Annotated in this window: 17 protein-coding genes and 1 other RNA gene; 17 read left to right on the top strand and 1 reads right to left on the bottom strand. The window is 30.1% G+C overall.

What is annotated here, in order from left to right; all coding sequences use genetic code 11:
• Positions 1–3 precede the first annotated feature (3 nt).
• From HMPREF9131_RS05650 to HMPREF9131_RS05605, 10 genes are all read left to right on the top strand, one after another.
• On the top strand, positions 4–507 hold the full coding sequence (locus HMPREF9131_RS05650) for a phosphatidylglycerophosphatase A (RefSeq protein WP_009345894.1): 504 nt from the start codon (positions 4–6) through the stop codon (positions 505–507).
• Between the two features lie 288 nt (positions 508–795).
• Complete coding sequence (locus HMPREF9131_RS05645) at positions 796–1,071, top strand: (2Fe-2S) ferredoxin domain-containing protein (protein WP_004825989.1); 276 nt, start codon at positions 796–798, stop codon at positions 1,069–1,071.
• A 21-nt stretch (positions 1,072–1,092) separates the two neighbouring features.
• Complete coding sequence (locus tag HMPREF9131_RS05640) at positions 1,093–2,610, top strand: 4Fe-4S dicluster domain-containing protein (RefSeq protein WP_009345899.1); 1,518 nt, start codon at positions 1,093–1,095, stop codon at positions 2,608–2,610.
• Positions 2,611–2,892: 282 nt separating this feature from the next.
• Positions 2,893–9,813, top strand: coding sequence for a S8 family serine peptidase (locus HMPREF9131_RS05635; RefSeq protein WP_009345908.1), 6,921 nt, complete (start codon positions 2,893–2,895; stop codon positions 9,811–9,813).
• 202 nt (positions 9,814–10,015) lie between these two features.
• The gene (gene rplM, locus HMPREF9131_RS05630; RefSeq protein ID WP_004825858.1) at positions 10,016–10,444 is read left to right on the top strand and encodes a 50S ribosomal protein L13; all 429 of its coding nucleotides are present in this window, start codon (positions 10,016–10,018) and stop codon (positions 10,442–10,444) included.
• Positions 10,445–10,457: 13 nt separating this feature from the next.
• Positions 10,458–10,847: a 30S ribosomal protein S9 gene (gene rpsI / locus HMPREF9131_RS05625; protein WP_004826074.1), complete on the top strand. Its 390-nt coding sequence runs from the start codon at positions 10,458–10,460 to the stop codon at positions 10,845–10,847.
• 372 nt (positions 10,848–11,219) lie between these two features.
• Entirely contained in the window at positions 11,220–14,645 is a 3,426-nt protein-coding gene (locus HMPREF9131_RS05620; RefSeq protein WP_009345890.1) for a pyruvate carboxylase, read from the top strand.
• A gap of 132 nt (positions 14,646–14,777) precedes the next feature.
• Entirely contained in the window at positions 14,778–15,014 is a 237-nt protein-coding gene (locus tag HMPREF9131_RS05615) for a PspC domain-containing protein (protein ID WP_009345905.1), read from the top strand.
• A gap of 79 nt (positions 15,015–15,093) precedes the next feature.
• On the top strand, positions 15,094–15,603 hold the full coding sequence (locus HMPREF9131_RS05610) for a sigma-70 family RNA polymerase sigma factor (RefSeq protein WP_009345896.1): 510 nt from the start codon (positions 15,094–15,096) through the stop codon (positions 15,601–15,603).
• A gap of 4 nt (positions 15,604–15,607) precedes the next feature.
• A complete protein-coding gene (locus HMPREF9131_RS05605; protein ID WP_009345901.1) occupies positions 15,608–16,681 on the top strand; it encodes a hypothetical protein in 1,074 nt (357 codons plus the stop codon).
• Positions 16,682–16,715: 34 nt separating this feature from the next.
• On the opposite strand, the gene HMPREF9131_RS05600 is transcribed toward HMPREF9131_RS05605, so the two are convergent.
• A complete protein-coding gene (locus tag HMPREF9131_RS05600; protein WP_009345889.1) occupies positions 16,716–17,519 on the bottom strand; it encodes an NAD(+)/NADH kinase in 804 nt (267 codons plus the stop codon).
• A gap of 81 nt (positions 17,520–17,600) precedes the next feature.
• Here HMPREF9131_RS05600 and HMPREF9131_RS05595 point away from each other — a divergent pair, with 81 nt between their 5' ends.
• The 7 genes from HMPREF9131_RS05595 (at position 17,601) to HMPREF9131_RS05570 (ending at position 22,472) form a co-directional block, all read left to right on the top strand.
• On the top strand, positions 17,601–18,503 hold the full coding sequence (locus tag HMPREF9131_RS05595; RefSeq protein ID WP_009345898.1) for an RluA family pseudouridine synthase: 903 nt from the start codon (positions 17,601–17,603) through the stop codon (positions 18,501–18,503).
• 33 nt (positions 18,504–18,536) lie between these two features.
• A non-coding RNA gene (gene ssrS / locus HMPREF9131_RS08275) (6S RNA) lies at positions 18,537–18,717 on the top strand.
• A 79-nt stretch (positions 18,718–18,796) separates the two neighbouring features.
• Positions 18,797–19,357: a YtxH domain-containing protein gene (locus tag HMPREF9131_RS05590; protein WP_009345911.1), complete on the top strand. Its 561-nt coding sequence runs from the start codon at positions 18,797–18,799 to the stop codon at positions 19,355–19,357.
• Between the two features lie 9 nt (positions 19,358–19,366).
• Complete coding sequence (locus HMPREF9131_RS05585; RefSeq protein ID WP_009345909.1) at positions 19,367–19,858, top strand: hypothetical protein; 492 nt, start codon at positions 19,367–19,369, stop codon at positions 19,856–19,858.
• Positions 19,859–19,990: 132 nt separating this feature from the next.
• Positions 19,991–20,884, top strand: a complete 894-nt coding sequence (locus tag HMPREF9131_RS05580; protein ID WP_009345897.1) for a diacylglycerol kinase family protein — start codon at positions 19,991–19,993, stop codon at positions 20,882–20,884.
• 14 nt (positions 20,885–20,898) lie between these two features.
• On the top strand, positions 20,899–21,912 hold the full coding sequence (locus HMPREF9131_RS05575) for a LacI family DNA-binding transcriptional regulator (RefSeq protein WP_009345903.1): 1,014 nt from the start codon (positions 20,899–20,901) through the stop codon (positions 21,910–21,912).
• Positions 21,909–22,472 (top strand): LuxR C-terminal-related transcriptional regulator, encoded by a 564-nt coding sequence (locus HMPREF9131_RS05570; RefSeq protein ID WP_009345913.1) that lies wholly within the window; start codon positions 21,909–21,911, stop codon positions 22,470–22,472. The genes HMPREF9131_RS05575 and HMPREF9131_RS05570 overlap by 4 nt, the downstream gene beginning before the upstream one ends.
• The last annotated feature ends 58 nt before the right edge of the window (positions 22,473–22,530 follow it).

The raw sequence follows: 22,530 nt of genomic DNA, 5'->3' as shown, positions 1-22,530 counted from the left end.
AATATGTATAAATATAATATGGAAGAATTATTTGAAATGTCTGTAAAAAAATTAGAAGAAATTGGAGTTAGTTTAGATGATATTGCAGAAATTGTTTTAATGCTACAAAAGGAGTATCTGCCTAGCTTGACACATGAATACGCTCTTGAAAATCTTAAAATGGTTTTGCACAAAAGAGAAGTTATTCATGCAGTTTTAACAGGTCTTGCAATAGATAAAATGGCAACAGAAAAATTACTGCCAGAACCAATTCAATCAATAATTTCTGTAGATGAAGGACTTTATGGAATTGATGAAGTGTTGCCACTTGGCATTGTAAATTGTTACGGATCAATTGGCTTTACTAATTTTGGATATTTAGATAAGAAAAAAATTGGCATAATAAAATATCTTGATGAAATGAAATCTAAGGACATAGTAACCACCTTTGCAGATGATATTGTAGCTGCACTTGCTGCAGCTACAGCTTCAAGAATTGCACATAAAAATATTTACGATGGCAAATAAATAATAAAAAATTAATTTTTTATGTCAATAAGATGAAGGTAATTTTGTTCTACTATTAATATTTTGCCATATATTTTAACTTGATAAATTTTCTTAATCTAATAGGCAGGACTTCTAAGTTTTGATTTATTGGGATTTGAGAAAATTTTTTTCTTATTATAAAAAATATTAAAAATATTATTATTTATAATAATAAATTTTATATGGAAAAATTTTAAAAGAAAATTTTAAAATCTATATATTTTAAGGTTAAAATATGTTATCCTATCAATAAGAAAGGAGATTGTCATGAAAGTAACAATATGTATGTGTTCTAAATGCACACTAATGGGTGCAAACGCAATATTTGATGCAGTCGAGTACTTACACGAAAGTTTATGCGCACCGGGTTCTGAATTTTGTAATGCTCAAAACTTAGAATTTGAAGCTTCCGATTCTCTCGGAATATGCAAAGAAAATACTGATTCTGAAATTTCGCCTGTTGTAGCCATAGATGATACCATATACACCAATGCGACTGCCCAAGAAATAAGCGAGATTATTGTAAATAAATTAAAAATTTAACTTGAGGGGGGAAAAAAGACAATGAAAGAGATTTACGGTCCAATAGTGGATATACGTAGGAGGGTATATGCTGAGGTCGCAAGAATTGCCTTTGGTGATTATGATATGTCTGAACTCGAAGATTCTTCTTACAGAATTGTTCCAGGTGAAGTAGGAAGAGATAGGGGAGATATATTTAGAGAAAGAGCTATAGCAGAAGAAATGGTTAGACTGGCCATGGGTATGGATATCCGTCAAATTGGGGAATATAAAAAAGTAACTGATGGATTTGACCAAGTTGATATTGATACAAATGCTTATACAAAACCTTTAATAAATGTAATCAAATTTGCTTGCGAAGCTTGTCCTACTAAATCATATTTTGTAACTAACAATTGTAGAAAATGTATTGCACATCCATGTATTAATGTATGCCCTGTAAATGCAATATCAATGGGTAAGGATTCTACAATTATTGATAAAGAAAAATGTATAAGATGTGGAAGATGTCATGAAGCTTGTCCATATAATGCTATAGTCATGTATGATAGACCTTGTGCCGCTGTTTGTGGAGTTAAGGCTATAGGTTCTGATGATTTTGATAGAGCAGATATCGACCAAGATAAGTGTGTTGCTTGTGGAAGATGTATTGCAACTTGTCCTTTTGGAGCAATATCTGACAAGACACAAATTTTCCAATTAATTAAGGCTATTAAATCAGGCAAAAGAATTTATGGAGCAATAGCACCGTCATATATAGGACAATTTGGTCCAAAGGCTAAGCCTATGCAAATTCTTGAAGGGATAAAACAACTTGGTTTTAAAGATGTAATTGAAGTTGCATTAGGTGCTGATATTACAACACTTCATGAAGCAAAAGAATATTTGGAAAGAGTTCCTGGCGAAATTCCATTTATGGGAACATCGTGCTGTTATTCGTGGTCATTGATGATTAAAAAGAATTTCCCACAAATTTATGAACAAGTTTCCGACTCAGGCTCACCAATGAGATATACTGCAAATTATATCAAGAAAATTGACCCAGAAGCAGTAGTTGTATTTATTGGTCCTTGTACTTCAAAAAAACTTGAAGCTCTAGATACAAAAGTTAAGAGTGATGTTGATTTTGTTGTAACATTTGAAGAAGTTATGGGAATGCTCGCAGCAAAAGATATTGATGTTTCTTCCATTGAAGTTGAAAATGAAGAAGAAGAATCATCTGCACTAGGTCGTGGATATCCTATAGCAGGTGGTGTAGCCCAATCTGTTAAAGTTACTGCTGAAATTTTGGATCCAGAAAAGGAAATCAATATACAAGGGGCAAATAGTCTTGATGAATGTATAAAGATGCTTAAAATTGCCAAAGCAGGAAAATTAAACGGCTATCTTTTGGAAGGAATGGCTTGTCCTGGAGGATGTATTGCCGGAGTTGGTACTATTGCAGCCTTAGGAAAAGTTAAAAGATCTGTTGAAAAATATATGAAGGAAGCTCAGTTTAAGACTCCTCTTGAAAATACAAAAATCGAAAGCGAAAAAACAAAAATAATAGAGGAAAAATAAATTTTATAAATCTTATTACAGAAATTTATTTTTCTATATAAAATAAAAACTAAATAAATTAATTTTTAAATAGCACTTATATGTTATTTTAAGCCTGTGGTTTAGAAATAACATATAGTGCTATTTTTTGTATATAATAATTCTCTTAAAAAGCTTTTAAATGTGAGATTTGCGTTTTTTTATAAATAATATGTCGAAAGATTACAAATAAAATGTAATTATTGATAGCGATTATTAATTATGATAAAATGATAACGATTTTGCTAAATAAAGGAGGTATTCATGAAAAAATTAAATAAAATATTAGCAATTATTCTATTTACTGCTATTCTTTTTACGGATTTTATTCCAGTTCTTGCAATCAGCAAAAGTTCTGAGGATATAAGTAAAAAGCTAAGCGAAAATTTAATAAGATCAAAAAATGATGAATTTTTTGATGTAATAGTTAAATTAAAGAAGGAAGTAAATTCCCAAAGAATTAAAAATGATGTTAAAAATGCGAATGCAGAAAAATCTAAAGAGGAGTTACAAAAAGAAATAAGAAAAGAAATTGTAAATGAATCTAAAGAACTTGCAAAAAGCACTCAAGCATCTATTTTAGAGATTTTAAAAAATGAAAAGAACAAGGGAAATGTAAAGTCTTATGAATCATTTTTTATAATCAATTGTGTAAATCTTGTAGCGAGAAAATCTGTAATAGTGGAGCTTGCAAAAAGAGATGATGTAGAAAAAATTATTGAAAATAAGGTCATTAAAGTAGAAAAGCCGGAAAAAAATGAAAATATAATAATGTCCAGATCTGCAGATGATATTCATATTCCTTGGAATTTAAAGGCTATTAATGCAGTTAAGGCTCAGAGATATACAAAAGATTGTAAAAACGAAGTTGTTGTGGGAATTATTGATTCAGGAGTCGACTCTACTCACAGAGCAATAAGTAAAAATTACAGGGGAAATGATTCTTCTCTTGCGGCGTATTCATGGTATAACACTATTACTGGTAAGGATGGTTCACAAGAAAAACCCTATGATGACAGAGGACATGGAACTCATGTTTGCGGTACTATTTTAGGCTCAAAAGAAAATGCTTTGTTAGGGGTTGCACCAAAAGCAAAGTGGATTGGTGTAAAAGTTTTTGATCAAGATGGCGAAACAGATAATGTAAAACTATTAAAGGCTGGAGAATGGATTATGGCACCAAATGGTGATCCAACAAAGGCACCAAAAGTTGTAAATAATTCTTGGGGTGGAAATTCAAATGATGGATTTTTCCAAGAAATTGTTAAAAAATGGAGAGAGGCAGGAATCTTTCCTGTGTTTTCAGCTGGAAATGTTGGACCATTTAATGATGGTGGAGATGATTCAATTGGAACTCCAGGAGCATACCCTGAAAGTTATGCAGTTGGAGCAATAAGAAAAGATGAACATATTGCAAAGTTTTCTTTAAGAGGTAAGTCAAGTTATACAAATAAAATTAAGCCTGATATTGTTGCACCTGGAGTTAATATTTTATCTTGTATTCCTGGACAAAAATATACAATTTATACTGGAACTTCTATGGCAGCTCCACATGTAACAGGTGTTATTGCTCTTATGCTTCAAGTTAATCCAAATTTAACTGTAGACCAAATTGAAAATATATTAAATGAAACTGCCCTTCCATTAAAAGATGAATATTACACAACAACACCAAACAATGGTTATGGTTATGGAAAAGTTAATGCTGTTAGTGCTGTTCAACTTGCAATGGGTCAAGAAAAAGGAAAAGACATTAAAAAGGATAATATAGCAATATTATCAGGTAGACTTCTTGCTCATGGGCAAGACACACAAGCACCTGTAATTTCACACAATCCAATCAATAAAATTTTTACAACTTATAAAACAACATTTGATGTTGATGCCAAAGACAATACGGGAGTTAAATCTGTAAAACTTTTATTAGACTTAGGAAATGGTTATAAATCATACGATTTAGAACTAAAAAGAGGAAATAAAGTTGACGGCTATTATTCAACAAATATTCCTGTTGAAACTTTCAACGGTGTATCTGATGGAAAATATTACATTGAAGTAAGTGACATTAATGATAAAGTTACAAAAACTCCTGTCTATCCTTTTGAAGTTCAAAAAGGAATAGGGATTGGATATGTGAATGATTTTGAATCAGATATTTCTGGTTTTGATTTTGGCGGAGAGGCAAAACTTTTTAAATGGGGAAAGATTAAAAGCGACGAAGCGAATAATAAAGTTATTGGAATAGAACCTTACGATAAGATTAGGGGAAACTCTATTGCTGTTATGCCGCCAATTGATTTGACAGGTGAAAATAGAAAGGCCGCTTTAACTTTTAAACATTGGTATGATTTAGGTAATTCTGAAAATGCATTTTTTGATACTGCAGAGATTTGGATTGCACAAGCAAAAGAAGATAGCGACCCAGATACATTGCAATGGAAATTAAAAAGAACTTATAAAAATTCTTCAAAAGGATGGACTAATGAATATATTGACTTATCAGAATATTCTGGCAAAAAAATTTGCATTATGTTCGGCTTTAGACCAAATGGTGAATGGAAAAGCGAAGGTAAAGGCTGGTATATTGATGACTTAAAAGTTGAAGAAGTATCAAAAGAAGTTCCTGAAAAGCCTAGCAAGTCTTTAAATTTACGTAATAAAAAAGATGGTAGAATAGTTTATTCATTTTCGCCTATAAAAAATGATAAAGTTACAGCATATGAACTTTATAGGTCAAAATCAGAAAATTCAGGCTTTGAATGTATAAAAACTGTTTTAAATGGTGATAAAAAGAATGGTTTTGGAAAATATTCTATAGATTTATCGGATACACCCAAGCCCCAAAAAGGAACTTACTACTATTATGCAGTTGCCAAAATTGGGGACAATAAAAGTGAACCATCAGAAATAAAATCAGTTACTTTCACAGAAGGCAAAGAATTTAAGAGTTTTGATTTTGAAAATGGAGAAGAAGGTTGGACAAGTTCAATAAATGGCGATGAAAAAAGTCAATGGGAATTTGGAAACTTAAAATATGGAGATCAATATAGTACACAATACAAAAAACCTATCGAAAAACAATCTTTAGGCAAAAATGACGGTATGAATATGTGGGCAACTAATATGAATGATTATAGGAGTCCTAAAACAAAATATGCACTTGTTTCTCCAAGTATGGACCTTTCAAGTTTATCAGATGGAACTCTTTATTATCAAAACTGGTTTGGTTCTAGTGGAAAAAGATATAGCGATGATTATGATACCTATAACCAAGATATAGGAGAAATTTATTTTTCAAAAGATGCTGGCAAAACTTGGGAAAAATTTTACACACTTGATGAAAATAATCTTGAAAAAGTTGGAATAAGACATTCTTGGTTTACTAATAAAGTTGAAATTCCAAAAGATTATCTTGTGAAAGATTTTAAAGTTAAATTTTTACTTGACACAGGTAGTGATATGGGTTCATCAGCTCCGGAACAATCAGGCGGCTGGTATATTGATGATGTTACTATTAACTCAAAAAATTTAGAGGATAAAAATATAGTTATTGATAAAAATCCAGCTCCTTTTAAACTTACAAATCTTGAGAGACCAGCTAGTGAAAATAAATCAGTTTTACCACTTTCTGGAAAGATTACTATTAAAGAACGGATTCCACTATCAAATGTTATAGCAACTGTTCAAACAGAACCGGGAACAGGTGCATTTTCTATTAAACTTCCAGTTGGTGATTATATTATCGTTGGAAGTGCTGATGGATACAAAAATAGTGAGAATGATTATATAACATTAAAAAAAGATGGACTAAATAAGGATATATACCTTGAAAAAGCAGGAGGGGCTTCTGTTACTGTTAATCTTGAAGGTGAAAATTTTGAAAAATTTAAGGGATTAGGTAAAGTAACTCTTTATAAAAAAGGTGAAATTGCACCTATTGCTGAAAAAGAGGGTGTAAATGTTACATTTGAAAATTTATATCCAGGAGAGTATAAATTTGTTGTAAATAGTGATGGATATAAAAAAATAGAACAAGATTTCACATTAGATGACCATAGTAGACCTTTTAATGCAAGACTTCATGAAAAGATCTTTCCACAAAAAGAATCAAGTGTTGGTTATACAGATGTAACTCCTTTAGAACTTGCCGGAATGGATTTAAAAAACAGGGCTTTTGCCAATAAAATTACAAATGACAAGATTGCACAGATAAAGGAAATTTCATACTTCATCACCAAAACAAAAGATGTTGATTTAAAAGGAAGTAAATACAGAATTTCTATTTATGACAAAAATGATGATGATGAACTTCCAGGTAAAATTCTGTTCTCAAAAGATTTAACTTTTGAAAAAGAGGGATGGAATAAAATTGATGTTTCTAATGTTCAAGTTTGGGGAGATTATTATATAGCTTTTACAAAGCTTGATGGTAATCTTGCTCTAGGAATAGATAATAATAAAGAAAATACAATGTCCTATCAAATGTTTAATGATGCGTGGGATGAGCCAGATACAAAGGGAACTTATATGATTGGTGCAAAAGTAGAAGAGTATAGCGACAAGGAAAATAAAGAAAAATGCACTATTTCATTTGATAAAGGTGATGGAAATGGAAGCATGGCAGATGTAAAGGTAGAAAAAGGAAAAGAATATACTTTACCGGAATGCACATTCACAGCTCCAGAAGGCAAAGAATTTGAAGCTTGGGAAATTGAAGGCACAAAAAAACAAGCAAAAGAATCTATTGTTGTAAATAAAGACACAAAGATAAAGGCTCTATGGAAAGATAAATTGCCAGAAAATAAAGAAAAACTTGAACCAGTAATGCCATTTCCATTGATGGGTCAAACCAATGTAACAAATTTTGAACATTTTATCACTTATAAAAATGAAACTGAGTCTGATGAATATTTAAAATCTATTGAAAAAGTTATTGTAAAACATAAGGGAAAAACACAAGAAATTACAAATGCAAAAGGAATTGATTCAACAGATTTTATGGGGAATGCAAATAAAAAATTAGCTTTCCCATTTGAATCAAAGCTTGATAAAGATGACACGATTACAATTATTTCTAGCAAGTATAAAAATGTTCTTATAAAAATATTAAATGTTACAGACGTTGGCAATGACATTTATTATACACTTAGTGCAAATGTTGAAGGGCAAAAAATAGTGCGTATAATTCATTTTGATGCCAATGGTGGAACCAACAACATGAAAGATGTTGAGGTTGAAAATGGAACTATTTATTCATTGCCAGAATGCACAATAACTCCTCCAAAAGGATATGAATTTAAGGCTTGGGAATATTTGGGAGATGAAAGTGAAGTCGGTCATAAATATCAAATCAATAACGATGTGACTATTAAAGCTATATGGAAAAAAATAGCAACAAATAATATTACTATACACTATGATTCAAATGCCGGACAAGGTGAAATGCTAGATGAAAGTAAGCTTGAAAATGAAAAATTTATTATTCCGGAAAGCAAATTTACACCACCACAAGGCAAGGAATTTGATGCATGGGAAATAAATGGTCAAAGAAAATATCCTGGAGAAGAATTAGTTTTGAGTGAAAATATTACACTTAAAGCACTTTGGACACAAAAGCTTGAAAAGACAAAAGACCCCGTAGAACCAATCTTAACAGAAGTTAAGTCAGATGATCCCTCATATACAAAAGCAAATTGTAAACATTTTATTGGATACAAAAAAGAGGATAGGGCATATATTGATGCGATTAATCTTATAACAATAAAGCACGATGGTAAAATTATAAAAAAATATCTTCTTACAAAAGAGGATGGAAAATATGAAGTCCTAGATGGAACAGGAAAAACCAAAAAAGATATGACAAGTATTGTATTTAATTCTGACTTCTTCTTTAATAAGGATGATGAAATAATTATTTGTGCAAGAGGATATAAGGATTTAAGACTTCATATAGCATCAGCAGATGATATGGTCATGAATGCACTATACACTACAGAAATTATTTCAAGAGTAAAATTTGAAACATTTGATGGAAGTAAAGTAGATGATCAAGTAATAAAAGTTACTCCAACTTGGGCTGAAAATGTAAAAAAACCCAAGACAGACCCAACAAAAGAAGGATATATTTTTAAAGGTTGGTATAAAGATAGTGCTTGCAAAGAAAATTTTGATTTTAATTCAAAAATTATAAGCGATACAAGTATTTATGCAAAATGGGAAAAAGAAATTAAAAAATTTACAATTTCATTTATAGGAAATGGTGGAACTGGCGAAATGAACACAATTGAAAAAGATAAAGACCAAAAGTATATTTTGCCTATATCTACTTTTATTCCTGCAGAGGGAAAAGAATTTGACGCATGGGAAATAAATGGTCAAAGAAAATCACCTGGGGAAGAAATTATAATTAATTCAGATACGCAGATAAAAGCAATTTGGAAGGATAAAATTCTACCCCCTGGACCAAAAGTGGAACCTGAGGTTGAAATAAAACCTGAAAATAATGATAGTGGAAACAACAATAAAAATCATTATTTTCCTTGGTCATATGAATCTAAAGTTCAAAAAGATACTTCTAAAGTTAATAGTATTGTAAATAGCAGTGAAGAAAATAATAAATTTAGTAAAAATACTAAGACTTTCTATACTATACCAAAGGATGTTCAAAAGCATTGGGCAAAAGAAGCAATTGAATATTGTTTATCTAAGGGCTATTTTAAGGATATAGTAAAAGACCAAAAATTCGAGCCTGAAAAACAAATAACAAGGGGAGAATTTATTACAGTTTTAGCTAGATTTGCAGGAGCAAAAGAATCAAATGCAAAAATATCTTTCACAGATATAGATAAAAATATGTATTATGCACCTTTTGTTGCTTGGGCTAAGGAAAATAATATTACAGCGGGTACGGGAAATGGAAAATTTTCACCTGATAAACCTATAACAAGAGCAGAAATGACGACTATGTTGTATAGATTCTTAAAATCTATAAAAATAAATGTAAAAAGTTTGGATAAGAATATTGATTTTAAAGACAAAGATAAAATTCCGTCATGGGCAAAAGAAGCCATTAAGGAAATGGTAGACTTTGGAATTTTAAATGGAAACGATGATGGAACATTTAACCCAATGGGAAAATTTAAACGTTGCCAAATGGCACAAATAATCTACAATTTGAGTAAATAAGATTATTTTAAATGAAATGAAGCTGTTAAGAAATTATTTTTACCAGCTTCATTTTTATTTGTTAAAAATTTTTTATAAATTTATATTATAAAATCAAACTTTTATGTAGATAAATCTTGACAAAATGCAGAAATTACCTTAAAATGTTCTAAGTGTTTAAAAAGCCCCGGAATATTTTTTAAATACTTTAGGAGGAAATACTTTGAAAAGCTACATGGCGAAAGCTAATGAAGTTGAAAGAAAATGGTATATTATTGACGCTGAGGATAAGGTATTGGGTAGACTTGCTACTGAAGTTGCAAGTATCTTAAAAGGGAAGAAAAAACCAATTTACACACCTCACGTTGATACTGGAGACTTTGTAATAATTATTAATGCAGAAAAAATAAAATTAACTGGAAACAAGTGGGACCAAAAGCTTCATATTTATCATACTGGATATCCAGGAGGAAGACGTGAAGTTAGTTACCAACAATTAAGGGAAAAAAGACCAGAAAAAATCATCGAACTTGCTGTTAAAGGCATGCTTCCAAAATCAAGACTTGGAAGAAAGATGTTTAAGAAATTAAAGGTATATAGCGGAGCACAACATCCACATGCTGCTCAAATGCCTGAAGTTTATGAAATTTAATTGGAGGTAATATATGCAAACACAATACAGAGCAACTGGAAGACGTAAAACATCTATTGCCCAAGTTAGATTGTTAGCAGGCAGTGGTAATTTTACTATCAACGGTAGAGATATTAATGATTATTTTGATTATGAAACACTAAGAGAAGTTAGTAAATCACCTCTTGAATTAACAGATACTCTTGCATCTTTTGATGTAATTGTAAAAGTTAAGGGTGGTGGATTTACTGGACAAGCTGGCGCAGTTAGACATGGTGTTGCCAGAGCACTTCTAGAAGTTGATCCAGAATATAGGTCAGTTTTAAAAAAGGCTGGTTTCTTAACAAGAGATCCTCGTATGAAGGAAAGAAAGAAATACGGTCTTAAAAAAGCAAGACGTGCACCACAATTCTCAAAGAGATAATTTCAAAAAACACAAGAACAAAGCCTTGGAAAGCACCAACATTCCGAGGTTTTTTTATTTATGATAAGTTTTGGATTTTGACCTTAAATTTATTTAGTCAGTTTTAAGAAATTAATCTTATCGCTTCATCTATTTATTTCTTGCGAAAAAGTAAATTAAAAAAATTTGTGTCTTTTCATTGGTGTACCATTTGATAAAATATGTATTTTTATAAATTTGATTTAACTATATAGAAATTTTTTCTGTATAGTTTTTTTGTGTCTAGAATAATGTAACTAATTTTAAAGAATATGTTATAATAATTATAAATATTTTTGTAGAATTTATAATTTTGTTGTATAATTGATTTCAAAATATAATGGAGGGTAGAAGATGAAAAAATTTAAAAGAGTCATGGTTGCCAACCGTGGTGAAATTGCAATTCGTGTTTTTCGTGCTTTGAGAGAACTTGGCATAAGAAGTGTTGCAATTTATTCAAAAGAAGATCAGCTATCTTTATTTAGAACTAAGGCTGATGAATCCTACTTAATAGGAAAAGATAAATCACCATTAGGTGCATACTTAGATATAGATGAAATTATTAAGCTTGCCAAGGCTAAGGCGGTTGATGCTATCCATCCAGGTTATGGATTTTTAGCTGAAAATGCTGAATTCGCAGCTAAATGTGAAAAAGAAGGAATAACATTTATCGGACCAAGCTCTAGTGCTATGGAAGCTTTAGGAGATAAAATAAAATCAAAAATTGTTGCAAATAATGCCAAAGTGCCAACGATTCCCGGTATTCAAAAACCAATTGAAAATGATGAACAAGCTAAGGATTTTGCAAAAGAAGCTGGATACCCTGTTATTATTAAAGCCTCTTTCGGCGGCGGTGGTCGTGGAATGAGAGTTGTCAATAATGAAAAAGAATTGATTGAAAAACTTCATTCTGCTAAAAGTGAAGCTAAACAAGCTTTTGGAAATGATGCAATTTTTATAGAAAAATATTTGGAAAAGCCAAAACATATTGAAGTTCAAATTTTAGGAGATAAATTTGGCAATATTGTTCATCTTTTTGAAAGAGATTGTTCTATTCAAAGACGTCATCAAAAAGTTATAGAATTTACTCCTGCCTTTTCTTTACCTAAAAATGTAAGGGAAAGCATATGTCAAGATGCTCTAAAAATTGCAAATTCTATAGGATATATAAATGCTGGAACTGTAGAATTTTTAGTCGACAAAAATCTCAACCATTATTTCATAGAAGTTAATCCAAGGATTCAAGTTGAACATACGGTTACGGAAATGTGCACAGATATTGATCTTGTTCAATCACAAATTTTAGTTGCACAAGGTTATCCATTAAATTCAAAAGAAATTGGTATAGAATCTCAAGAATCCATAAAACATAGAGGATTTGCCATCCAATGTCGTGTTACAACTGAAGACCCTCTTAATAACTTTATGCCTGATACTGGCCATATTAGTTTATATAGATCATCTTCAGGATATGGAGTAAGACTTGATGGTGGTAATGGATTTACAGGAGCAGTAATTTCACCATATTATGATTCTCTTCTTGTAAAAGTAATAACTCATGCAAGAACATGGTCAGATACAATTAGAAAGGCTGTAAGGTCTTTATCTGAACTCAAAGTTGGTGGAGTTAAAACTAATATAGGATTTTTATTAAATGTTTTAAATACAGATGAATTTTTAAAAGGGACTTGTGATACAGGATTTATAGAAGAACACCCTGAACTTTTCCAAATAAAGACTAAAAAAGATAAGGAACTGCAATTAATGAAACTTATTGGTAATATTGTAGTAAATGATCCCAATAAAATACAAAAACATTTTGATGTTCCGCAAGTTCCAAAATTTGAAAGAAAATCCTTCAGAGGAACAAAACAAATTTTAGATGAAGAAGGTCCAGATGGTTTAGTTAAATGGATTAAATCTCAAAAGAAACTTCTTCTGACAGATACAACTATGCGTGATGCTCATCAATCACTTATGGCAACAAGGGTTAGAACAATTGACCTTGTAAAGATTGCTGAAGCTACAAATTATAATATGCCTGATTTATTTTCTATAGAAATGTGGGGCGGAGCTACTTTTGATGTAGCTTACAGATTTTTGCACGAAGATCCATGGCAAAGACTTGAAATCTTAAGAGAAAAGATGCCTAATATGCTTTTACAAATGTTAGTGCGTGGCAATAATACAGTAGGTTATAAAAATTATCCAGATAATGTTGTAAAATCTTTTATTAAGGAATCAGCTAAAGCAGGTATTGATGTTTTTAGAATTTTTGATGCTCTAAATTGGTTGCCGGGTATGCAACTCTCCATTGAAGAAACTTTAAAAAATGGAAAGATTGCCGAAGCTACAATGTGTTATACTGGCGATATTTTAGATGAAACTAAGGATAAATATAATTTAGCTTATTATGTAAATTTAGCCAAAAAACTAGAAAAAACTGGAGCTCAAATTTTAGGAATAAAAGATATGTCAGGACTTTTAAAACCTTATGCAGCAAAAAAATTAATTAAGGCATTAAAAAATGAAATTGGAATTCCTGTTCATCTTCACACTCATGACACAACAGGTAATGGTGTTGCAACAATTCTTATGGCAGCTGAAGCAGGAGTTGATATAGCTGATACGGCAGTTGATTCTATGAGCGGTTTGACATCTCAAGCAGCTTTAAATTCTGTGGTAGCAGCTCTTGAAAACACTGATAGAGATACTGGCACGAATATTGAAAAAGTTGAAGAAATTTCTAAATATTGGGAAGCAGTAAGACCTGTTTATGCTAATTTTGAATCAGATTTAAAATCTGGAACAACTGAAATTTACAGGTATGAAATTCCTGGTGGTCAATATTCAAACCTAAAGCCACAAGTAGAAAGCTTTGGTCTTGGACATAAGTTTAAAGAAGTAAAAGAAATGTATAAGGAAGTTAACCAAATGGTAGGAGATATTATAAAAGTAACTCCATCTTCAAAAATGGTTGGCGACATGGCAATCTTCATGGTACAAAATGGACTAACTAAGGACAATATTTATGAAAAAGGAAAAAATCTTGACTATCCTGATTCAGTAAGAACTTATTTTAAGGGTATGATGGGTCAACCTTATGGTGAATTTCCTAAAGAATTGCAAAAATTAGTGTTAAAAGGAGAAGAACCTATCACAGTAAGACCCGGTGAATTATTGGCTGATGAAGATTTCCAAGCTGTTAAGAAACATCTAGAAGAAAAAGGTATGGAAGCAAGTGATAGAAATGCCGTATCTTATACTCTTTATCCTAAGGTTATTGATGATTATATTGATTATGTAAAAGAAAATGGCGATGTTTCAGGAATAGGTTCAGATGTATTTTTCCATGGTTTGATGGAAGGAGAAACTGCTGAAATTTCTATTGATGAGGGTAAAAATTTAATTGTTACTCTTATTGAAGTAGGCAAATTACTAGATGATGGAACTAGAAATCTTACTTTTGAAATCAACGGAAACAGAAGAACAATAAATCTTGAAGATAAAACTGCTACTGTAACATCAAAAGCTAGAAGTCAAACTTTATTTGCTGATAAGAACAATGAAAAAGAAGTTGGTTCTTCAATTCCAGGACAAATTGTTAAAATAAATGTTAAAGTTGGAGATAAAGTTAAAGCAGGAGATACCTTATTTATAGCTGAGGCTATGAAGATGGAAGCAAATGTTGTTGCAAACATTGATGGAACTGTTAAGGAAATTTTTGTTGAAGTTAATGATTCTGTAGAAAATGGTCAACTTTTATTGACTTTTGAATAAAATTATAATGAGTTTAAAAATTTAATTTTATTATTCAATAGTTGGGTATAAATCTTAGGTAAATTTTAATATTAAGTTTAGAAAAAGTTAATAAATATAATTTATTGTATAAATAAAAGATGGGGGTGTAAGATGAGAAAATTATATAGGTCAAGGGATAATAAAGTTCTTGCTGGAATTTGTGGAGGCTTAGCTGAATATTTTGAAGTAGATGCATCTTTTGTAAGGCTTGTAACTTTAGCCTTAGTTTTACTAGGTGGTGTAAGTATATGGATATATATTATAGCGATTTTTCTTATACCTTTAGAACCTGAAAATTATCATAAAGGTTACTATGATGAAAATAATAATGACAAAGATTTTTATTAAAAGATTCCTCAGATTTATTCTGAGGATTTTTTATTGCCTAAATTTAAGAGTTTATACGAATATATTAATAGGTGAGAAAATGAATGAAAAAGAAATAATAAGAGGATTAAAGAGGAAGGATGAGCGAATTTTATCAGCTTTTATTGAAGAATATGCCGGATTAATGAAAAATGTTATAAGTGACAGACTGAAAGTTTTTCCAAATATAAGGGAAGAAGTTTTAAATGATTCTATATTTGCGGTATGGGAAAATATAAATTCTTATAATGAAAAAAAGTCTTCTTTTAAAAATTGGTGTGCAAGTATTGCCAGATATAAGGCTATAGATGCACTGAGAAAAGAATTAAGGCACAAATCTTGTGAGCTTGATGACAATCTTCGTATAAAAGATGATAGGATTTTAAATCTTTTACTGATTGAAGAAATTTTTAATTATTTATCAGCAGAAGATAAGATGATTTTTGAAAAAATTTTTTTGGAGGGAAGAACTTATGATGAATTATCAAATGAGCTTTCTGTAAGCAAGGATGTCCTTTATTCGAGAGTAAAAAGAGCAAGGAAGAATTTAAAAGATGAATTTGAAAGGTGATTATATGAATAAAAAAGAAATTTATGGGCTTTTAAATGAAGTGAATACTGTGTATAAAGAACAAAAATTAACTTATGAAGAAAACATAAAACTTGAAAGAAAAATCAAGGAAAAAATCCACTCAAATAAAAAATTTAATTTTAGAAAAGTTGGAGCAATAGCAGCAGGTATATTTATTTTGGGATCTTTTGTTTTTGCATCTAATGAAAAAATTCACGCATATGTTGAAGAATTTTTTACAGATAAAAAAATTAGTCTTTCTGATGCCGGTGATTTGTCCAAAGATATAGAAGTAAATGTGATTGAGCTTCATAAACCTATTAATTTTAAAAAAGCGTCTTTTATGATCGAAAATATTTTAACTGACGGCAGATTTATATACTTAAATCTAATTTATCCTCAAAAATACGAAAATGAAATTTATATACCAAGCTCTTTAAAAATAAACGGGGTTGAATATTGCCCTGAATCTACATCTGTTAAACCAGATAAAATTGAAAACAATTTGATCAGCGCCTATTCAGAAATTCTTTTGGATAAAGAAATACCCTCTAATGTAGATTTAGATATAATTCTAGGATATGATAATTTTGATGATTCAAGTGACAGAAATTATATTGAAGTAAAAGTTCCTAAGGAAAAATCTCAGATAAACCAAAGAGTTTTCTTGGAAAATTACTATATTGATAAGGACAAGAAATATAGAATTTTAAAGGCTAAAATAAATAAAGTTAAGGCGATTATCGAAATAGACCAACCGATCATTAAAATTTGGGGTAATAAAAAGACGGTAGATTATTATGTGAAAGGAAAAAATTCTAAGGGTCAAACTTTAATATTTGATGTGAACCAAGGAAAATCAGTAGATGGTTTATATAAGTGCATATATGAATTTAGTGATAAAAATTGCGAGGGTACACCTTATAAAAGCGATATAAGTTTGGCTGATCTTTATAATTCAAAAGATATTTTCAAAATGAATTTAATAAGAGTTGAAGGCAAAAGAGAAAAAGGAAAAATAATTAATAAGAAAGAAAAAATTATAGGAAAAACTTTTGACTTAGATTTATCGAAATAAGAAAAACGGGTAGATTGTTGTGTCTACTCGTTTTTTATAGGAATTTATCTTTTAATTTCTCCCAATAAGAATTTTCAGAAAATAACAATTTCGTAATGCACTTATCAGACAAACTAAAATTAACCCTCTGTAGGTTAGCATAAAAATTTTCTACTCCATCAATTAATAAGAGATTAGCATTAGCATATCTCTTCTCAACAACTAGGGATAGGCTGTGAGATCCTGGTACAATAATTGATGAAGCTAAAGATCTATATGCAGCTGAATTTACTGGTGAAATAGGGGTCATCTGTAAAACATCAAGCGAAGGATGAACTATAGAACCCCCACTTGAAAAATTGTAAGCAGTTGAACCGGAAGGAGTGGAAATTAAAAGCCCATCACCGGAAAATTTTTCTAAGTGATTTCTATCTATAAAAACATTCATGTGTATAAGCTTAGAATGACTTGCCTTCAAAACCATTTCATTTATTCCGTATTGAACATAGGTCTTATTTTTTGTAAAAATTTCCGCCTTTAAAAGTTTAATTTTAGTTTCTTTATAATTTTTTTCTTCATAAGCATCTAAAAAACTGTCAATGTCTTCGGGAAGAATTTCTTGGTAAAAACCTAGATGACCCGTATTAATTCCTACAAAAGCAATCTTAGGAAAATTATTCCTATGAACAGCTTTTAGAAAAGAACCATCACCACCAACACAAATACATAAGGATGCATCGTTTCTGAAGCCATAAAAAGGTTTAAAGCCTCTGATGGAAAGAGAATTATAAAGTTTTTGTGCAATTCTTTTTGAATGATAATTTGCGTTAGTAATAATACTTATAATGCCTTCTGTCATATTTTAACCTCACTTGAAATTCTTTTTACTATTTATTATTATAAACTAAGATTAATTGTAAAACTAGAAAAAGAGGAAAAAATGGAAAAATTAAATCCATACGAATTTTTAGAATTCATAGTTACAGACGAAAAAATAAAATCAAGAAAATTTTTGGAAAAAATGGATATATCCTCAAGGCATATCAGAAGAGCTTGTAGAGAAAATAGCATATATGTCAATGGCAAAAGAACTTTTGAGAATGTAGAAGTAAAAAAAGGAGATTCTGTTGCAATCAAATTTCCTGATGAAAGTTTAAACGCCCTTTGTCAATATAAGGATATAGACATATGTTATGAAGATTATGATTTATTGATAGTAAATAAAGAATATAACTGTGTTACTCATACAGCAAAGGATGATTCCCAAGATACTCTTCTAAACTATCTAGCCGCTTATTTTGAAAAAAACAATATTAAAAGAAAAGTTAGATTTGTAAATAGGCTTGATAGAGATACATCAGGTCTTATTATAGTTGCAAAAAATTCTTATGCCCACGCAAAAATAATGGATGAATTTTCAAATAATCAAGTAGATAAAATATATTTGGCGATTTGTAGAGGAGATTTTAAAGAAAAACAAGGAGAAATTGTAAAGAAAATATCACTTTGCCAAGATGGGATAAGAAGAGAAGTAGATGATGATAATGGTAAATATGCAAAAACAAAATACCAAGTATTAAAAGATAATAAAAAATTAGCATTAGTTAAACTCAAACTATTTACAGGAAGGACTCATCAGATAAGAGTGCATCTAAAAAGTATAGGGCATCCAATAATTGGTGACAAACTATATAATGACAGTAATGAGGAACAAAATTTATTGGATAGGCAAGCTTTACACAGTTATAGTTTAAGTTTTAAGCTGCCAAGAACAGGTGAGTTAAAAACTTTTACTGCAAAACTTTCCGATGATATGGATATGCTAAATAACGAAATTTCTTGAAATTTTAGCTGAATTATTGTATAATTTACTAAAAGATATCTGCGGTGTACGTGTTAGTTCCAGTTAATTCAACCGACAAATCAGACACGGGAAACTGTGTTTAAGGTCCTATGGCAAGCCTCCTTAGAGTGGAAGTCAGAATACCTTAATAAGTTACCCACCTTATTTTTAGGGCGGGTCTGAATTAATGGGCAAGCGGCATTGCGGATTTTTTTTAAAAATATTGCATTAATTGATTATTACCTATATAAAAAGGGTAAATACATATTAATTACAGACAAAGGAGATAATTTATGGGATTATTTGATTATTTAGAAGAAAAAAAACGCCAAGCAGTAAGAAGAAGACAATTAAAGGAAGCATCAAAAATACTTACAGGTGCAGCACTTGGAATTTTAGGCGGAATTTTATTTGCTCCACAAGAAGGTAAAAAGACAAGAGAAGATATTGCTAATAAATCGAAAGATTTAGCTGATTCTGCAGTTAATGTTGCTAAAGATACGGCTGATACAATACAATTTAAAGCATATCAAGCAACTGATCAAGTTAAAAAAACATATGCTGATTTAAAAGATAATATAGCTATTAAAAAAGACCAACTAGATGATAATGTTGAAGTTGCAAAAGCAAAAGCAAAAGCTATTGGTGAAATTGTAAAATCTGGAGCAAGTGAACTCAAAGAAGACGTAAAAAATACAACCAAAGAAGTTAAAAAAACTGCTGAAGATGTAAAAGAAGATGTCAAAGAAGGAGCAAAAAATATAAAAGAAGAAGCAGAAAAGTCTAAAGATAAGGCAAAAGAAACAGTTAAGGAAACAAAAGATAAGGTGGAAAAAGAAGCAAATAAGAAGTGAGGTTTTTAGATGAATCAAGCATTTACTCTTAGTGATTTATTAACTTTTTTTCTTTCTGTAGCCGGAATTTTAGTCTTAGTTGCACTATTTTTAACATTGCTTAAAGTTTTTAAAATTTTAAAAAGTGTAAGTGAAGTTTTGGAAAAAAATCGTGAAGAAATAGACACCACCATAAGTTCACTACCGGAAGTGATGGAAAATGTAAATGGAATCACAAAAAATGTCAATAAAATTACTGATGATGCTACAGAACTTGTGGACAATTCAAAACCTGAAATTGCTAAGGTAATGGGTGCAGTCGGTAATGTATCAGATACTGTAAATGGAATTGCAAGAAAAGTAGACACCACAAGTCTAAAAGTAACAAATACAGTAAATAACGTATCAGATGTAGTTTCAGATACAGCAAAGACAGTTTCTTTAAATGTAGATAATGTAATTGACTACTTTTACATTTTTAAAGAAATTGTTGCAACACTAAAAGATTTATTATTGAAATGATTATTGTAAATATTAATTAATAAATAGGGGAAGACGATTTGTCTTCTCTATTTATTTGAAATTAAACTTATTAATTAATCTTTTACTTAAGCCTTTAATATAGTATAATACACTTAAATATTGGAGGGAATTATGAAAAAAATAAAAATAATTGCCAATCCCAATGCAGGTAGGGAATCAGCTTTAACAAAAGTATTACAATTAGTGAAGCTACTTAGTAAAGACAAGTGTCAAATAATTCTTCAATTTACCCATGAAGAAAAAGACTCTACAAAATTTGCCATGAATGATGATGGTGAAGATTTAGTAGTTTGTTGTGGAGGAGATGGGACTGTCAACGGTGTTGTAAATGGATTATACAGATCGGAAAGGAGAAAACCTCTAGCTATACTTCAATGTGGTACAGTAAACGATTTCGCAAATTCAATCAAATTACCAACAAACATAAATGATTTTTATAAAATGATAAAAAATGGAAAGACTTTAAATGTTGACTTAGGACAGGCAAATGACAGAGTCTTTGTTAATGTTGCAGCAGGAGGTCTTTTAACTGAAATCGCTTATACAACAAGTGAGGACAAAAAACAAGTCTTAGGTTCAATGGCATATTATATAGATGGAGCCAAAGAGCTTTTAAAAGGTGAAATGTTTAAACCTGAAAATTTATTAAACATAAAAATAAAATCAGATGACCTAGAAAAAGAAGAAAAAGTTTCAGTTTTTATAATAGCAAATTCTCCTTCTGTCGGCGGATTTAAAAGAATGGCACCGGCTGCTGAAGTAAGCGATGGATATTTAGATGTTATATTTATAAAAGGGATGGAATTCTTTGATATACCAGAATTTGTAAGAGCTTTATTAAATGGTAATCATGTTGACCATAATAAGGTTATATATTTAAAGACAAAAGATATTGAAATTACAAGCGATAAAGATGTAGTCGTAGATTTAGATGGAGAAAGAGCCGGAAGGCTACCGATGAGATTCAAAATTTTAGAAAAGGCACTAACAGTTTTGATAGTTTAATAAGAGGAGGAAATATGACATCAACAATAAAAGACGTGGCAAAAATGGCTGATGTTTCAATCTCAACAGTTTCAAGGGTTATAAATGACTCGAAACCAGTAAGCCCTGAAGCCAGAAGAAGAGTGCTTCACGCTATAGATGTTTTAGACTATAAGCCAAATGAAGTTGCTCGAAGCCTAGTAACCAAAAAGTCAAACCTAATAGGAGTCATCGTAGAAGATATAGGTTTAAATTTTATAAGTAGAATTTTACAAGGCGTAGAAGAAGTAGGGAAAATGTATAATTATGATATATTATTATCATCTTCCTATAAAGATCTAAAAACAGAAGTAAAATTTGCAAATCTATTATTACAAAAGCAAGTAGAAGGAATAATAGTAGTATCAAATATGCAAAATCCTAAGTTGGAGTATAAATTAGAAGAAGCAAAAATACCACATGTCCTAATAAATAATTTCTACCAAGTGGAAAAATTTCAAGCATCAATTGATTTTGAAAAAGCATCAAAAAACATGGTCGAACTTCTAATGAAAAAAGGTCATAAGAAAATAGCTTCATTAGCTGTAAAAAAAGATATAGATAGAACTTTGGAGAGATTTAAAGTTAAGGGCTATGAAAAAGCTATGGAAGAACATAATCTTAAAAAAGTACAATTATTTGTTGATGGATGGCAATCAGAAAACATTGAAAAAGAAAAAGAAAAAATCATAAAGACGATAAAAGAAGAAAATATTACAGCAATATTTACAACATATGATACTCTAGCTATAAATCTTATAAATGTCCTATATGATAACGGCATAAAAGTTCCACAAGATGTATCTGTTACAGGATTTGGAGGAGGATATCTATCAAGTATCTATAGACCAAGACTTACAACAGTAAAAATGCCCTACTATGACATAGGTGCAATCTCCATAAGACAAATTTTAAAAACAATCTCCAACAAAGAAAAAGAAATCAAGGGAGAGGGAGTACTATTACCAATAAGGATACTTGAAAGAGAAAGTGTAAAAGAAATAAAATGAAAAAGACCATAATTCTCAATATAAAAAAAGATATATTTAGAAAAGGTCTTACCAAAATATTAGAAGATAAATATATAGTAAAAACTAAAAATGAAGAAAAAGCTGATCTGATAATAAGCTCAGGTAAAATAAATGATAAAGGCTTAAGTAAAGTTATATATGTTAGAGAAAAAGAAGACACAATAATAAGTAAATCCTATTCGCAAATAACATATGACATCACAGAAGATGAACTATTAAAATGCATAGATGAAAATATGCAAGGCTTAATATATATAGAGAAAAGTTTAGAATCAAAAATAAATAGAGAATTAGAAATTGAAATATTATATAGAGAATTAAGCTCAAGAGATAAAACACTAATAGAAAAAATAGTTGAAGAAAAAACAAACATAGAAATAGGCAGAGAGTTATACCTGAGTGAAAAGACAGTAAAGAACTGTTTAACAGTTTTATACAGAAGATTAGAATTAAAAAATAGAGATGAAATTAAAAAAACTTTTAAAAATTTATTGACAAGAGATTTAAATGATGTTAATATATACAAGTCGCAAGAGTGAATGTCTTGTAACAGTAAAAACCTCATATAGTTACTGTAAAATAATTTCAAAAAACTTG

The sequence above is a fragment of the Peptoniphilus sp. oral taxon 836 str. F0141 genome (assembly GCF_000179335.1).
GTDB lineage: Bacteria > Bacillota > Clostridia > Tissierellales > Peptoniphilaceae > Peptoniphilus_A > Peptoniphilus_A lacrimalis.
The sequence above is the reverse complement of the archived record's forward strand: the minus strand, read 5'-3'. Positions and strand labels throughout refer to the sequence as shown.

Bases quoted from the DNA above. Each gene is read 5' to 3' on its own strand.
- HMPREF9131_RS05650 (WP_009345894.1), top strand. From the start codon at position 4: ATGTATAAATATAATATGGAAGAATTATTTGAAATGTCTGTAAAAAAA.
- HMPREF9131_RS05645 (WP_004825989.1), top strand. From the start codon at position 796: ATGAAAGTAACAATATGTATGTGTTCTAAATGCACACTAATGGGTGCA.
- HMPREF9131_RS05640 (WP_009345899.1), top strand. From the start codon at position 1,093: ATGAAAGAGATTTACGGTCCAATAGTGGATATACGTAGGAGGGTATAT.
- HMPREF9131_RS05635 (WP_009345908.1), top strand. From the start codon at position 2,893: ATGAAAAAATTAAATAAAATATTAGCAATTATTCTATTTACTGCTATT.
- rpsI (WP_004826074.1), top strand. From the start codon at position 10,458: ATGCAAACACAATACAGAGCAACTGGAAGACGTAAAACATCTATTGCC.
- HMPREF9131_RS05620 (WP_009345890.1), top strand. From the start codon at position 11,220: ATGAAAAAATTTAAAAGAGTCATGGTTGCCAACCGTGGTGAAATTGCA.
- HMPREF9131_RS05615 (WP_009345905.1), top strand. From the start codon at position 14,778: ATGAGAAAATTATATAGGTCAAGGGATAATAAAGTTCTTGCTGGAATT.
- HMPREF9131_RS05610 (WP_009345896.1), top strand. From the start codon at position 15,094: ATGAATGAAAAAGAAATAATAAGAGGATTAAAGAGGAAGGATGAGCGA.
- HMPREF9131_RS05605 (WP_009345901.1), top strand. From the start codon at position 15,608: ATGAATAAAAAAGAAATTTATGGGCTTTTAAATGAAGTGAATACTGTG.
- HMPREF9131_RS05600 (WP_009345889.1), bottom strand. From the start codon at position 17,519: ATGACAGAAGGCATTATAAGTATTATTACTAACGCAAATTATCATTCA.
- HMPREF9131_RS05595 (WP_009345898.1), top strand. From the start codon at position 17,601: ATGGAAAAATTAAATCCATACGAATTTTTAGAATTCATAGTTACAGAC.
- HMPREF9131_RS05590 (WP_009345911.1), top strand. From the start codon at position 18,797: ATGGGATTATTTGATTATTTAGAAGAAAAAAAACGCCAAGCAGTAAGA.
- HMPREF9131_RS05585 (WP_009345909.1), top strand. From the start codon at position 19,367: ATGAATCAAGCATTTACTCTTAGTGATTTATTAACTTTTTTTCTTTCT.
- HMPREF9131_RS05580 (WP_009345897.1), top strand. From the start codon at position 19,991: ATGAAAAAAATAAAAATAATTGCCAATCCCAATGCAGGTAGGGAATCA.
- HMPREF9131_RS05575 (WP_009345903.1), top strand. From the start codon at position 20,899: ATGACATCAACAATAAAAGACGTGGCAAAAATGGCTGATGTTTCAATC.
- HMPREF9131_RS05570 (WP_009345913.1), top strand. From the start codon at position 21,909: ATGAAAAAGACCATAATTCTCAATATAAAAAAAGATATATTTAGAAAA.